At 40.4% G+C, this 13,575-nt stretch carries 15 protein-coding genes; 11 read left to right on the forward strand and 4 right to left on the reverse strand.

Going from position 1 to position 13,575, the window contains the following annotated elements; all coding sequences use genetic code 11:
• The first annotated feature begins 10 nt into the window (after positions 1 to 10).
• The 11 genes from H9L23_RS05460 to H9L23_RS05510 all read left to right on the forward strand — a co-directional run bounded on the left by H9L23_RS05460 (position 11) and on the right by H9L23_RS05510 (position 10,407).
• The gene (locus tag H9L23_RS05460) at positions 11 to 877 is read left to right on the forward strand and encodes a LysR family transcriptional regulator (protein ID WP_187594017.1); all 867 of its coding nucleotides are present in this window, start codon (positions 11 to 13) and stop codon (positions 875 to 877) included.
• 193 nt (positions 878 to 1,070) lie between these two features.
• Positions 1,071 to 1,451, forward strand: a complete 381-nt coding sequence (locus H9L23_RS05465; RefSeq protein ID WP_187594018.1) for a transmembrane 220 family protein — start codon at positions 1,071 to 1,073, stop codon at positions 1,449 to 1,451.
• A 34-nt stretch (positions 1,452 to 1,485) separates the two neighbouring features.
• Entirely contained in the window at positions 1,486 to 2,328 is an 843-nt protein-coding gene (locus H9L23_RS05470; RefSeq protein ID WP_187594019.1) for an EboA domain-containing protein, read from the forward strand.
• Between the two features lie 23 nt (positions 2,329 to 2,351).
• Positions 2,352 to 3,332: a TatD family hydrolase gene (locus tag H9L23_RS05475; RefSeq protein WP_187594020.1), complete on the forward strand. Its 981-nt coding sequence runs from the start codon at positions 2,352 to 2,354 to the stop codon at positions 3,330 to 3,332.
• A gap of 6 nt (positions 3,333 to 3,338) precedes the next feature.
• Positions 3,339 to 4,223, forward strand: coding sequence for a UbiA-like protein EboC (eboC, locus tag H9L23_RS05480; RefSeq protein WP_246474857.1), 885 nt, complete (start codon positions 3,339 to 3,341; stop codon positions 4,221 to 4,223).
• Between the two features lie 23 nt (positions 4,224 to 4,246).
• Positions 4,247 to 5,410: a 3-dehydroquinate synthase gene (locus tag H9L23_RS05485; RefSeq protein WP_187594021.1), complete on the forward strand. Its 1,164-nt coding sequence runs from the start codon at positions 4,247 to 4,249 to the stop codon at positions 5,408 to 5,410.
• Between the two features lie 3 nt (positions 5,411 to 5,413).
• Positions 5,414 to 6,586, forward strand: coding sequence for a metabolite traffic protein EboE (gene eboE / locus H9L23_RS05490; RefSeq protein WP_187594022.1), 1,173 nt, complete (start codon positions 5,414 to 5,416; stop codon positions 6,584 to 6,586).
• Between the two features lie 4 nt (positions 6,587 to 6,590).
• Positions 6,591 to 7,940 (forward strand): alkaline phosphatase family protein, encoded by a 1,350-nt coding sequence (locus H9L23_RS05495; RefSeq protein ID WP_187594023.1) that lies wholly within the window; start codon positions 6,591 to 6,593, stop codon positions 7,938 to 7,940.
• Positions 7,941 to 8,215: 275 nt separating this feature from the next.
• Positions 8,216 to 9,130: an AraC family transcriptional regulator gene (locus tag H9L23_RS05500; protein ID WP_187594024.1), complete on the forward strand. Its 915-nt coding sequence runs from the start codon at positions 8,216 to 8,218 to the stop codon at positions 9,128 to 9,130.
• Positions 9,127 to 9,504, forward strand: coding sequence for a hypothetical protein (locus H9L23_RS05505; protein ID WP_187594025.1), 378 nt, complete (start codon positions 9,127 to 9,129; stop codon positions 9,502 to 9,504). The genes H9L23_RS05500 and H9L23_RS05505 overlap by 4 nt, the downstream gene beginning before the upstream one ends.
• 90 nt (positions 9,505 to 9,594) lie before the next feature.
• On the forward strand, positions 9,595 to 10,407 hold the full coding sequence (locus H9L23_RS05510; RefSeq protein ID WP_187594026.1) for a helix-turn-helix domain-containing protein: 813 nt from the start codon (positions 9,595 to 9,597) through the stop codon (positions 10,405 to 10,407).
• A 4-nt stretch (positions 10,408 to 10,411) separates the two neighbouring features.
• Here the strand turns inward: H9L23_RS05510 and H9L23_RS05515 are convergent, their stop codons facing one another.
• From H9L23_RS05515 to H9L23_RS05530, 4 genes are all read right to left on the reverse strand, one after another.
• Positions 10,412 to 10,810, reverse strand: coding sequence for a hypothetical protein (locus H9L23_RS05515; RefSeq protein WP_187594027.1), 399 nt, complete (start codon positions 10,808 to 10,810; stop codon positions 10,412 to 10,414).
• 47 nt (positions 10,811 to 10,857) lie between these two features.
• Positions 10,858 to 11,781: a helix-turn-helix domain-containing protein gene (locus tag H9L23_RS05520; RefSeq protein ID WP_187594028.1), complete on the reverse strand. Its 924-nt coding sequence runs from the start codon at positions 11,779 to 11,781 to the stop codon at positions 10,858 to 10,860.
• Positions 11,782 to 11,843: 62 nt separating this feature from the next.
• Positions 11,844 to 12,707 (reverse strand): SDR family NAD(P)-dependent oxidoreductase, encoded by an 864-nt coding sequence (locus H9L23_RS05525; RefSeq protein WP_187594030.1) that lies wholly within the window; start codon positions 12,705 to 12,707, stop codon positions 11,844 to 11,846.
• Between the two features lie 109 nt (positions 12,708 to 12,816).
• Positions 12,817 to 13,554, reverse strand: a complete 738-nt coding sequence (locus H9L23_RS05530; protein ID WP_187594031.1) for a hypothetical protein — start codon at positions 13,552 to 13,554, stop codon at positions 12,817 to 12,819.
• Between the last annotated feature and the right edge of the window lie 21 nt (positions 13,555 to 13,575).

A 13,575-nucleotide genomic window follows, 5' to 3' on the forward strand; every position in this document is an offset into this window, starting at 1 on the left:
TTTTGCATTAATGGACCTTCAACGAATTAAATATTTTTTAGCCCTGTCGGAAGAGCTTCATTATTGGAAAACTGCTGAGAAGGTAAACATCACACAATCAGCACTTAGCCGCCAGATTCAATCGCTCGAAAGCGAGTTAGGGCTACAGCTTTTTGAGCGTAATAAACGGAATGTAAAACTCACCCCGGCGGGTCAGTTTTTAAAAGAAAAATGGGAAGTAGAGTTGAGTGAGCTCGAATATATCCATCAGTTTGCAAAACAGCTCCATTTGGGCGAGCGCGGAACCATTACCATTGCACATCCCGATTCTATATCGGCATCTATTATGCCCGATATTTTAGCAAAGATTACAGCAGCATTTCCAAAGCTTCAAATTAAACTGGTGCAGGTTTTATATGAAAATCAGCTGGAGTTTTTAAAGAATTACAAGATTGACCTGGCCATTACCCGTGATATCAACAGTGAACCCGGGATCATGTCGAAAAAAATATATTCCGATCATTTAGCTTTAGTGGTTCCGTTGGAGCATCCTTTTAAACAGTTCGAAGATTTATCTGCCGAAAGCCTTAAGCAGCAGAAATTTATACTGCCCACTAATGATGAAGGAAGCAGTTATAGTGATATTATCCAGGCACTTTTCAAATCTTATGATTTTATTCCGGATGTATTTTTGCACTCCGAATTTGGCTCTACCATCATCGCACTAGTAAGGAAAGGTTTGGGAATTGCCATTTTACCCGATTCTTACATGCACCACCAAAGCCCTGGTTTGCGGTTTATACCTTTGCCTTTTAAAACTGATTTGCTGATTAACTGGCGGGCGGATGACCACAACCCGGTGCTTGCAAATATTTTAAAGCTTGTTTTTGAGTATTAAAAAAGTATTTTAAATAACCAAAACTACAGCTAACATCAAAACAGTAAAATCATTTTCTTAATCAAAAAAATATTTTACAGCAGTATATAATTTACATATTTTAATGCTAAAAAAGTGTTCAGTTTAAATAACTTTGTTTTATAGAAAGAATCGGGAAATCGATTTAGCTTGTTACTAAACCAAATAATTTAAAATGCCTTTAATTATCCTCAACATTATTTTTTGCATCTCATTTTTGGGCTTCGCCTATGTAAATTTAAACGATAATGATGCTTTTCTTTGGGTATCCATCTATTTAAGTGCCGCAATATCATGTGGTTTGGCTGCAGCCGGCAAATTTTATCCTTTTGCATACCTGTTTTTGATTGCTTTTTACCTCGTTTACGCCATTATCCTTTTTTTTGCTAAAGATGGCGTACGCGACTGGATTACCAAATATCGACGTGAAAGCCTGGTACAAAGCATGCAGGCCACTAAACCTTATATCGAGCAAACACGTGAGTTTTTTGGCCTATTGATTATTGCAGGTGCCTTGTTGATCAACTATTTTGTTTCTGCGGGTATTACCGTATAACTATCTTTTAGCAATATTTGGGAGAGGTTATAATATGAACGCGGTAAAAGAAATAATATGGTCTGTTATTAATAACAATATAAATTTAGAGGCCGAAAAGTGGCTGGAGGATTTTAAACAATCGCCAGATCAATCGTTGCAGGTAGCTAAAGTATTTGTGATGCTGCCACGTAAAACAGGCAAGTTATCGGTTGCAATTAACGAAGACCAGCAAAAAGCACTAGATACAGCGGGCTATGGCTATATCCGTAACTGGACCATCGACAGGCTTAGCCGGGTATGGTTGTTAAGCAATTTATCCCTACCGGATAAAGAACAGCTATACTCAACTCTCGAACGTTTATTTCTGTCAGCAGAGGTGAACGAAGCGGTGGCTTTATATTCGGCATTGCCATTTTTACCTTATCCCGAAATTTGGGTTAAACGCTGTGCCGAAGGGATCAGGAGCAATATTGGTTCGGTTTTGGAAGCGATTATGGAAAACAATCCGTATCCTGCAGCATACCTGGATGAAGCGGCCTGGAACCAGCTCGTATTAAAAGCATTTTTCACCGAAAAAAACATCAAGCTAATTGTAGGTTTGGATGAACGTGCCAATCTTCAACTGGCTTTAACGCTGGTTGATTACGCCAAAGAACGTTGGGCGGCTGGTCGGCAGGTAAATCTGCAGCTGTGGCGCATGGTGGGCAGGTTTATCAATGCTGAAATTTTTGAAGACCTCAAAATTGGTTTGCAGCATTACGACAAAACAGAGCAGCGCGCCATTGCATTGGCCGTAGCCGAATCGGAATGCCAGCCCGCAAAAGATTATATTAATACCTTTCCTGAACTGAAGTTGGCCCTGGCTGATGGAAGCTTAAACTGGAATTCATTATAAAATAAAAAATTCAAAATAAAGATATGTGTTGTAGCAGTTCAATCGCAAGAGATAAAGCAACGATGGGAGAGCCTGAGGCTTTCGATATTAGTGCCGTTAAGGGAATGAAATTCTTCGATCCACATGTTCACATGACTTCGAGAACCACAGATGATTACCAGGCCATGGCCGACGCTGGTGTTGTTGCACTCATCGAACCTGCGTTTTGGCTGGGCCAGCCCCGTACCGGATTGGATAGTTTCAGGGATTATTACAGCAGCCTGATCGGTTGGGAGCGTTTCCGTTCCTCGCAGTTCGGTATTAAACATTATTGTACCATTGGTCTAAACTCAAGGGAAGCCAATAACGAAAGCCTGGCTGAACAGGTAATGGAAATCCTGCCTTTGTTTATTTATAAAGAAGGTGTGGTTGGAATAGGCGAAATCGGTTTCGACGATCAGACTGCTGCCGAAGAAAAATATTACAGGTTGCAGCTCGAACTGGCTAAAGAAGCCGGTTTACCAGTACAAGTACACACCCCGCACCGCGATAAGAAAAAAGGTACGCAGCGCAGTATGGATATCGCTTTAGAACATGGCCTAGATCCCTATCAGGTTATTATCGATCATAATAATGAAGAAACGGTAAAAGAAGTGTTAGATCGTGGTTTTTTCGCAGCTTTTACTATTTATCCTTTTACCAAAATGGGCAACGAGCGAATGGTCGAAATTGTAAAACAATACGGTGCTGAACGCATTATGGTCAATTCTGCTGCCGATTGGGGTATCAGCGATCCGCTAGCCGTGCCAAAAACTGCAGCGTTAATGAAAATGCGTGGATTGAGTGATCAGGATATTGAACTGGTAACTTACCGCAATGCCATTACGGCCTTTGCACAGAGCGGACAGATTGATGAAGCCGATTTTAATGCACAGGCAGACCTTACCGAGAAATTTGAAGGAAATACTATTCTGCGCGGTGGACAACAACCCAGACCCGATAAATCTTCCATCATTATCAGCTAAATTATATTGGAAAAATTAATTGTTTACCTGCGCATGATGCGCCCTGCCAATATTGTTACTTCTGTAGCCGATATTTTAGCAGGTATTGCCATTTCCGGAATTTTAGGCAGTGGATTTGTCACGCCATGGCTTTCGATTTTGCTTTTGGCTGCCTCAACGGCCTGTTTATACGGCGGAGGGATCGTTTTTAACGACGTATTTGATGCTGAACTAGATAAAATCGAACGTCCTGAAAGGGCTATTCCCAGTGGATTGATCAGTTTGCAAAATGCCGCCACTTTCGGTAGTCTTTTACTTTCTGGTGGAATTATATTGGCAGCCTTAAATAGCTTTACTTCGGGCATACTGGCGCTTTTGGTTGCCATTTTTGCTTTGCTTTACAATAAGTTCGGCAAACACCATCCGTTTTTTGGTCCGTTAAATATGGGGTTGTGCCGCGGTTTTAATTTGCTGCTCGGTTTAAGTATTGTACCCGCAATGCTGTACAGTCATTATTATCTGGCCATTATTCCGGTGGTGTATATTTTCTCGATTACGATGACGAGCCGTGGCGAAGTGCATGGCGGGCACACTAAAAATTTATACATTGCGGCCAGTTTATATGCCATTGTAATTCTTGCCATTGCTTATTTTGCTTTTGTAAACGACCGCTTGTTATGGTCGCTACTGTTTTTGGTTCCTTTTACCTTTATGATTTTTAAGCCGCTTTTAAAGGCAATTAATCAACCTATTGGTAAAAATATTGGCGCTGCGGTTAAAGCCGGCGTAATATCCCTTATCTTGATGGATGCCGCCTGGGCCGTAACTTTTGATGCACTGATCCTTGCTTTCTTAATTGCTGCATTATTACCCTTATCGTTATGGCTCTCCAAATTGTTTGCCGTAACCTAATTCAACACACATTATCCACTAATATGGAACATTTAAATCAATCCTTTACCGTACAATATCAATACAATATTTTTTTTACTTCAGCGCTGTTTTCACCTGAAAACGAATTACTGAACAGCTTTTTAGTCAACCTAAATCCCGCGGTTACCGTAAAAAAGATTTTATTTATAATCGATGAAGGTGTAGCCAACGCTCATCCAGCGCTTATTAAGGAGATTCAAACTTATTTCTATAAATATAACAGGACACAGTTGGTTCAGGATATTTTGGTTATCCCGGGGGGAGAAGTGGTTAAAAATGATACCCGTTATTTCGATCAGGTATTGGAAGCGATCAACGTTCATGGTATCGACAGGCATTCTTTTGTTGCGGCTATTGGTGGCGGGGCTGTGCTCGATATGGCAGGTTATGCCGCTACTGTTGCACATAGAGGAATTAAACACATCAGGATTCCCAGTACTGTACTTTCGCAGAACGATTCTGGTGTTGGCGTAAAAAACGGCATCAATTATTTTAATAAAAAGAACTTTTTAGGTACGTTTTCACCGCCCGTTGCTGTTTTTAACGACGAACTTTTTTTAAGCACTTTATCTGATCGCGACTGGCGATCGGGTATTGCTGAAGCCATTAAGGTGGCGCTGATTAAAGATGCCGAATTTTTCGAATGGCTTGAAGCCAATGCCACAGCACTTGCCGCCCGCGATACAGAAGCAATGAATTACCAGATCTGGAAATGCGCCAAACTACATTTAGAGCATATCCGCAGTGCCGATCCTTTCGAAAATGGTTCGGCCAGGCCATTGGATTTCGGTCATTGGAGCGCCCATAAACTCGAATACCTCACCAATTTTGAAGTCAGGCATGGTGAAGCAGTAGCCATGGGCATTGCTTTGGATAGCGTTTATTCAAACTTATCCGGAAGGATTACAGCCGATGAAGCACAAAGGGTAATTAATTTGATCCAACAACTAGGGTTTGAGTTAACGCATCCATTATTACAAGTTACTGAAGGCAATAGTCCGATATTACAGGGGCTGGAAGAATTCCGAGAACATCTTGGCGGCCAATTAACCATTACTTTGCTTACTGGTATTGGTAGTGGCGAAGAAATACACGAAATGGATGCGGAAATTCTAAAACAGGCGGCCGAAATTTTAAATAATCAAAGCGTTACTATTCAGCATTAAACAATGAAATTAAACTCCGGTCATTTAACTTTCTGTACCAATATTTACGCAGGCGAAAACTGGGAAGCACATTTTGCGGTGTTGAAAGCTAGTTTTCCCATATTAAAAGCAAAATTATCGCCTGATTCAAACATGGGAATTGGTTTGCGCCTTTCCAACCTCGCCAGTATCGAAATTTTAGAGAACAATCATTTATCCGCTTTTAAACAATGGCTCGAAGATGAAGGTGGGTATGTATTTACCATGAACGGATTTCCTTATGGTGGTTTTCACCACACCAGGGTTAAAGACCAGGTACATGCACCCGATTGGACGACAAATGATCGGGTAGATTATACCCTCCGTTTAGCCGAAATTCTTTCGCAATTACTTCCCGATGATATGGATGGCGGCATTTCAACGTCTCCATTAAGCTATAAACCCTGGTTTACCGATGCTGAAGCAAGAGAAATTGCCACCATTAATGCAACAGCCAATATTTTAAAAGTTGCAGAAGGTTTGCAACAGATACAAGAACAAACTGGAAAAGTAATCCACCTGGATATTGAGCCAGAACCTGATGGTTTTCTGGAATCTGGTCCTGAGTTTATTGATTGGTACGAAAATGTACTTTTATCTGCCAGAAATGATGAAAAGCTGGTCAAAAATCACATCCGTTTATGTTACGATGTTTGTCATTTTGCCATCGGATATGAACCGCATACCACCATTATCAGCGAGTTAAACGATAAAGGCATTAAAATTGGTAAAATTCAGATCAGCGCGGCGCTGAAAGCAAAATTACCGGAGTCGATAGCAGATAGGACAGCCGTATTGGAGCAGTTAAGCCGTTTCGATGAACCAACTTATCTCCACCAGGTTATTGCACGCAAAAATGATGGCAGTTTGATCCGTTACCCCGATCTGGCTGATGCATTGTCAGAGGGTGAAGACCCAACGATAGACGAGTTGCGGGCACATTTCCACGTACCGATTTTTGTAGAAGATATGGGTTTGATCCAATCAACCCAAAGCGATATTACAGAAGTATTAAACCTGCAGAAAAATAATCCTTTTACAGCGCATCTTGAAGTAGAAACCTACACCTGGGATGTTTTGCCGACAGATTTAAAAGCACCTTTAAACGATTCTATCATTAGAGAACTGGCCTGGGTGAAAACATTATTAGAACAGTAAAATTATGCATAAAACCGTTGTTATCGATATTGTTGGCTTATCTGGTTCCGTAATCGGGGCACATACGCCTTTTATCCAAAAATATATTTCTGAAAATCATTTCACTACCATCGAACCGTTGTTACCTGCAGTTACTACCTCAGTACAATCAAGCTACCTGACGGGAAAATTTCCATCTGAAACGGGGATTGTGGGCAATGGCTGGTATGATCATGCAGATGCTGAAATCAAATTCTGGAAACAGTCGAACAAACTCGTTAATGCCGAAAAAATATGGGATCAGGCTAAAAAGGAAGATCCGAATTTTACCTGTGCCAATATGTTCTGGTGGTACAACATGTACTCTACAGCTGATTATTCGGTAACACCGCGTCCGAATTACCTGGCTGATGGCCGTAAATTGCCCGATTGTTATTCGCAACCGGCCGAACTGCGTGATTATCTGCAGAATAAACTCGGTCAGTTTCCCTTATTCCAGTTTTGGGGCCCGGGAGCCAATATAAAATCAACCAGATGGATCGCCGATGCAGCAATGGAGACCGAAAAACTTCATCATCCTACACTAACCTTAATTTATTTGCCCCATCTGGATTATTGTTTGCAAAAATTCGGACCGGATTTAGAGAAAATCAAACCAGAATTGCAGGAAATTGATCAGGTGGTATCAGAGTTGGTGCGTTTCTATGAAGAAAAGGGTGCAAGCATCATTTTACTTTCTGAGTATGGCATCGCACCCGTAAACAATCCGATCCATTTAAACCGCTTGTTCAGGGAAAACGGATTGATCCAGATCCGCGAGGAAAGGGATTTGGAATTGTTAGATCCGGGGGCATCAAAAGCTTTTGTAGTGGCCGACCATCAGATTGCGCATGTGTACATTAACGATAAAAGTGTAACTGAACAGGTTAAAACCTTATTGAAAAATGCCGCTGGTATTGAATTGGTACTGGATAAAGAAGAACAGAAAAAACACCATATTAACCACGAACGTTCTGGCGACCTGTTATTGGTAGCTAAAGAAAACAGCTGGTTTACCTACTATTTTTGGCTGGATGATGCCAAAGCACCTGATTATGCAAGAGTTGTTGATATTCATAAAAAACCGGGTTACGATCCTGTAGAGATGTTTATGACTTCCAAACTAAGGGCTGGATATAAACTATTGAGGAAAAAAGCGGGTTTCCGTTATGTAATGGATGTAATCCCGCTTGATGCAAAACTGGTTAAGGGATCGCATGGACGAACAAATGTAACTGATGAATATAAACCCATTTTGGTGACGTCTAAACCGGTGGGTAAAACTTTGCATGCTCCGGATATTTATGAGGTAATTTGGGAGAGTTTGACTGTTTAAAAACGATCCTCATTTAGTTTGTCATTCTGAACGCAGTGAAGAATCTTTTTCTTTCGCGTATTCTCCAAAAATAAAGCATTGATATTTATTTAGGTTCCTTGCTTATGGGTTGGAGATCCTTCGCTGCGCTCAGGATGACAGCCCAGAAGGAACCGGATTCGGCTACAACTTTAAAGGATTAGCCTACAACAGCTACTCCAATAAATTAGATATTTGCATACTAAATCTTCATCTCAGGATTTTTTCTTAGTTTGTAATCATAAATATCTCAATCAATGGCCAATCAACAGGTTAAACAGATAAAAAGCATTAGCGAATACCACAAGGTGAGGGGACTTCCTAAACCTGAACATCCGCTGATCAGTTTGATTGATTATGCAGACATGAAACATTCGTCTGCCATTAATACCGTGAGCTGGGTATTCGACTTCTATTTTATTGCCCTCAAAAAAAACATGAATGGCAGGTTTAAATATGGCCAGCAGGAATATGATTTCGACGAAGGTACTTTGTTTTTTATTTCACCAGGACAGGTTTTCAGAATCGAAGTAACCGATGATGCACCATATAAATCGGGATGGATGTTGCTCGTTCACCCTGATTTTTTATGGAATTTTCCATTGGCCAATACCATCAAGAAATACGCCTATTTTAGCTATTCGGTAAATGAAGCCTTGTTTCTTTCCGAAAAAGAAGAAATAACCCTATCGGGTATTATACAAAATATTCAGCTGGAGTATCAGTCCAATATTGATAACTTCAGCCAGCAGATCATTATCTCGCAGATCGAGGTGCTGCTCAATTATGCTGAACGCTTTTACCACCGACAGTTTATTACCCGAAGAATTACCAACCACCAGGTTTTGGATCAGGTAGAAAGTTTTCTTGATCGTTATTTCGATGGAAATGCCATGGAAACTGGCTTACCCACAGTAAATGACCTTGCAGCAGAACTAAACCTCTCACCAGATTATTTGAGTAGCTTGCTAAAAGTAACCACCGGGCAGAGCACTCAGCAGCATATCCACGATAAATTGATTGAAAGGGCAAAAGAAAAACTATCGACTACCACACTTACCATTAGCGAAATTGCTTACCAATTGGGTTTTGGACATCCACAATCGTTCAGTAAGCTGTTTAAATCCAAAACCAATCTATCGCCGATAGCTTTTCGCCAGTCGTTTAATTGATTTCCGATTCTTGGCCCATAGCCGTGGTTTCTGCCCCACAAACCACTAAATTAACATTCTCCAGTATTGGTTGCGAGATTTCCAGTAACGGTTGCGAGATTTCCAGTACCAGTTGCGAGGTTTACAATATTGGTTGCGAGGTTTACAGTATTGGTTGCGAGGTTTCCAGTACCGGTTGCGAGGTTTACAGTATCGGTTGCAAGGTTTCCAGTACCGATTGCAAGGTTTACAGTATCGGTTGCGAGGTTTTCAGCATCGGTTGCGAGGTTTCAAGTACTGGTTGCGAGGTTTCCAGTATCGATTGCGAAGCTTCCGATATCGGTTGCGGGCCTTACCATAGCCGTAGTCTGTACCTTAACAGACCACCAATTTAATGAGCGTATCAATTTCTGGGCTTCCAGTTAGGTTAGATAATGGAAACCAGCTAGATCGTGATTTTTCTCTAAAAATGATCATCTTTGGTCATGAAAAGTGATGAGGCATATAAAGGCTACCGGATTGCAGTTCCTGCTGAATTTGAGGAGCTGTTTTCTCATTTTTATTTTGCAGAAAATAATTCTGAAGGTCCCATTACCCAAACTTTGTTGCCTACTTTCCAAACCATGATGGTATTCAGTTTTGGTGCGCCGCTTTTATTGGTTACCAAAGAAAATGAAGAAATATCGATGGATAGATGTTTGGTTTTAGGTCCGATTAAACAGGCTTTTACCTACATTCTTCCTGCTGGTGGCGAAATGCTGGTCGTAAATTTTAAAGATGATGCTTTTTTTCGTTTTTTCGGTACGGCATCGCTATCCGAATATCTTCATCCGGATGATTTGCTGAATGATAACTGTTTCACCGCCCTCTGGACAAGCCTCGGTAAAATGGATACTGTGGCGGAAAAAGTATCGCAGCTTCTCGAATTTAGCCGTCCATATATACAGAACAGGCATCCATTAACTGAACAGATTATTGCTTTGGGCAATGGTCCAATCAGTCCGGTAAAAGAAATTTCAGCCCAGGAAAAACTTTCTGAAAGATCGGTACAGATGAACCTGAAAAAACATCTGGGTTATTCTTCCCGGGAAATCGGTCGTTATATGCGCTTTTTAAAAGCAATCGAATTGGTTCAGCAACTGGCCATCGAAAATGAGCAGGTAAACTGGTTTGAAGTCATCGAAACCTGTGGTTTTTACGATCAGAGCCAATTAATTCATGATTTTAAACATTACCTCAATCTTAGTCCCGCAAAATATTTGAAATTTCAGCAGGGGATTTGTCATTCAAGGGGTTAATTAGCTATTCTCTCACAAACTTATAGCCACAGCCTTCTATACAGGGTGGATTAAGTTGAAGATACTTTGCCGAAACTTTATAACGATAAGTAGAAGGCGTTTTATAAGTATTGCTGAAAACCTCCATGGTTACGCTATCCAGAATCCTGAATGCATATAAATCCGGCATGGCATTTCCGCTAAATTTCCCGGCTTTGTCTGCTGATTTTTCTAAAGTAAGGTATTTGGCATCGCCGGTTACTTTTTTATATTTTCCACTTCCATCACCGGGATCGAACATGGTTTCAGTGAGTTTCCATTTGCCGAAAACTTCACCCGGACCATCTTTGTCAATTGTGTTTTTTTTGCATGATACATAAATAATGCAAACAGTTGCCAATAGGAGTAGTAATATCTTTTTCATAAAGCTTTAATTTACAGCTTATACGATGCAAATAACCAAAACGCTACTTAATTAAATAATTTTCTAAATGCCAATGGCGAAACCTGTGTTTTTGCCTTGAATAATTTATTAAAAGATTGAGGATGCTCAAAACCGAGTTCGTAAGCGACTTCACTTACCGAAAGGTTGGTACCCGATAATTTTTCTTTGGCTTTTTCGATCAATATTTGGTGGATATGCTGTTGTGCGTTCTGTCCGGTAAGTGACCGGAGCAGATCGCTTAAATAACTGGGCGAAACATTTAAATGATCGGAAAGGTATTGCACCGTTGGCAAACCTTTAAACATGGGCAGTTTATCTTTAAAATAATCTTCTAACAACTCTTCCAGCTTTTGTAGCAAATCACTATTCAGTACTTTTCTGGTAATAAACTGGCGTTTGTAAAAACGGTTACTGTAATTTAACAACAGTTCAATCTGCGCAATAATCACATCCTGACTAAAATCGTCGATCCTGCTGTTCAGTTCCTCTTCAATACTTTTAAAAAGGTTAATGATAGTCGTTTTTTCGTTTTCTGATAAGTGTAAAGCCTCATTGGCTGAATACGAAAAGAAACCATAATTTTTGATTTTTTTGGCGATGGGGAACGACAATAGAAAATCAGGATGGATCAATAAGGTGTATAGCGAACAAACACTAGATTCTAAATCCTCATCATGACCGATAATCTGGTTGGGAGCCGCAAATAACAAACCACCTTCATCAAAATCGTAATAACTCTGACCATATTTTAGCCTGCCGCTCAATTTAGGTTTGTAAGAGATTTTATAAAAATTGAGGATGTGCGAATTGGGCTGTCCGCTCATTTCAACAGGGTGTGCTTCGTTGTTGATCAGGCTAATCAGCGGGTGTTTCGGTTGGGGCAGGCCCATCATCCGGTGTGCTTCTGTTAACGAAGTGAATTTATATGGACTATTGTCTGCCTTTTTCATATTGATATATACAAATATAACCGATAAGCTTTTGTTTATCGGTTATATCGTTGATTTTCTGATTAATTACCTTGTGCAGCGTTCGATATGGTTTCCCATTCTTCCCAGGTGGATAAACGCTCTGCATAAGCCGTGCGTACCCAGGGCAGGTTATGGCTACCCAGGAAAAAACGGAGCGGTGGATTTTCAGCATCAACAATTTTAAAAAGAGCTTCTGGTGTTGCGGCCGGATTTCCTCTTTCCAATTGCTGTAAACCTTCAAAAAACTTTGCTTTAAAATCGGTGTATACATCCAAACCGTCTGCAAATTTTAAGGATTCCTGACTTCCAAATTCAGTAGCATAAGCACCTGGTTCAATAATGGTTACTTTGATGCCAAAAGCTTTAACCTCTGTAGCCAAACTTTCGTGAATGGCTTCGAATGCCCATTTTGAAGAGCAATAATAACCGATAACAGGCAGCACCACATGACCAAGATTGCTCGAAGTACCTAAAATATGTCCAAAACCCTGTTTGCGTAAAATAGGCAGCGCAGCCTGGATAACCGCTACAGCACCGAAAACATTGGTATCGTACATGGCTTTCACCTGATCAATGGTGGCTTCTTCAACGGTACCAACGAGTGAATAACCTGCATTGTTAAAAATAATATCCAATCTTCCAAAATGTTCGTGGGCTTGTTTAACTGCTTGCTCAACCTGGTCATAATTGGTTACGTCCAGTGCCAACGTCAATACATTTTTCCCATACTTCTCCTGAAGATCGGCGATACCCGAAAGGTTTCTTGCCGTTGCGGCAACTTTATCGCCACGCTCTAATGCAGCTATGGCCCATACACGCCCAAAGCCACGCGAAGTACCGGTGATGAACCAAACTTTATGAGCTGCTGAGGTATCTGTACCTTGATTTTCTTGTTGATGTTCCATGATTTTTTATCTGAATAAATGATAAATCAAAGGTGAACAAGGTTTGACGCCATTTTGTAGCCTAATTGAGGGCTTTTGTAGCCAAAATGAGAAAATGCAGCAGGATGAATTATTGGAACTTCAGAACAGCAAGTATCAGGATAAAACTTAGCATTAAGGCAAAAAAAGATAACTTGAAATAAAGGGTGAAAAAAGAGAATTTTTTTTCCTGAGCACCATAATGGTTTAAGTTTTCTTTAAGTTGCCGGGTATACTTATCGTTTTCCTGTTGCTCCTGCCTAAGCCTGTTAAAATCTTTAAATTTTGTATGGTCTTGTGAGGTACCCGGAACCAATATCCAAAGCCTCTGATCGGTTTGCAGGTAGATCACATTTAACAGCAAGCCATTTTTCTTGATCTCATAATACCTGATGTTGACAGGGTTTTCTGCTACAACAGGGCCATTTTCCCAGGTAATATTTACGCGGTGATAAGCATTATAAATTAAAAATACAGCAAAGCCTATCCCGATGGGTAACATCATTTTCTTACTCAGGATGGTATCAACAATTTTTGGGTAAGGAAGGGAATCATACGGATCAGTTTCTCCGATGAGCATTACCAGCATTAAAATGTTAATCAGGTTGAAAATAATACTTAAGATAAAATAAGCTTGTTTTAAATCCGCACATTTTAGGTGTACACTAAACATTTTTTGACCAAGACCATAGGCTTCTGGTAGCACAATAGGAGCATTAGCGAGTTCCTGCTGATATTTTATATTCCGGTAACGGATCACAAAGCCCAATACCATGATGCAGAGTAATGCAAGTACAATAAGTAGATAAATGATATACTGAGGGTTCAAAATTTTGTCATTTAAATGGAT

The sequence above is a fragment of the Pedobacter roseus genome (assembly GCF_014395225.1).
Classification (GTDB): domain Bacteria; phylum Bacteroidota; class Bacteroidia; order Sphingobacteriales; family Sphingobacteriaceae; genus Pedobacter; species Pedobacter roseus.

What these genes read in the sequence shown, in the direction of transcription:
- H9L23_RS05460 (WP_187594017.1), top strand. Translation starts at nt 11, where the DNA reads ATGGACCTTCAACGAATTAAATATTTTTTAGCCCTGTCGGAAGAGCTT.
- H9L23_RS05485 (WP_187594021.1), top strand. Translation starts at nt 4,247, where the DNA reads ATGGAACATTTAAATCAATCCTTTACCGTACAATATCAATACAATATT.
- H9L23_RS05475 (WP_187594020.1), top strand. Translation starts at nt 2,352, where the DNA reads ATGTGTTGTAGCAGTTCAATCGCAAGAGATAAAGCAACGATGGGAGAG.
- H9L23_RS05500 (WP_187594024.1), top strand. Translation starts at nt 8,216, where the DNA reads ATGGCCAATCAACAGGTTAAACAGATAAAAAGCATTAGCGAATACCAC.
- eboE (WP_187594022.1), top strand. Translation starts at nt 5,414, where the DNA reads ATGAAATTAAACTCCGGTCATTTAACTTTCTGTACCAATATTTACGCA.
- H9L23_RS05520 (WP_187594028.1), bottom strand. Translation starts at nt 11,781, where the DNA reads ATGAAAAAGGCAGACAATAGTCCATATAAATTCACTTCGTTAACAGAA.
- H9L23_RS05495 (WP_187594023.1), top strand. Translation starts at nt 6,591, where the DNA reads ATGCATAAAACCGTTGTTATCGATATTGTTGGCTTATCTGGTTCCGTA.
- H9L23_RS05465 (WP_187594018.1), top strand. Translation starts at nt 1,071, where the DNA reads ATGCCTTTAATTATCCTCAACATTATTTTTTGCATCTCATTTTTGGGC.
- H9L23_RS05525 (WP_187594030.1), bottom strand. Translation starts at nt 12,707, where the DNA reads ATGGAACATCAACAAGAAAATCAAGGTACAGATACCTCAGCAGCTCAT.
- H9L23_RS05470 (WP_187594019.1), top strand. Translation starts at nt 1,486, where the DNA reads ATGAACGCGGTAAAAGAAATAATATGGTCTGTTATTAATAACAATATA.
- H9L23_RS05515 (WP_187594027.1), bottom strand. Translation starts at nt 10,810, where the DNA reads ATGAAAAAGATATTACTACTCCTATTGGCAACTGTTTGCATTATTTAT.
- H9L23_RS05510 (WP_187594026.1), top strand. Translation starts at nt 9,595, where the DNA reads ATGAAAAGTGATGAGGCATATAAAGGCTACCGGATTGCAGTTCCTGCT.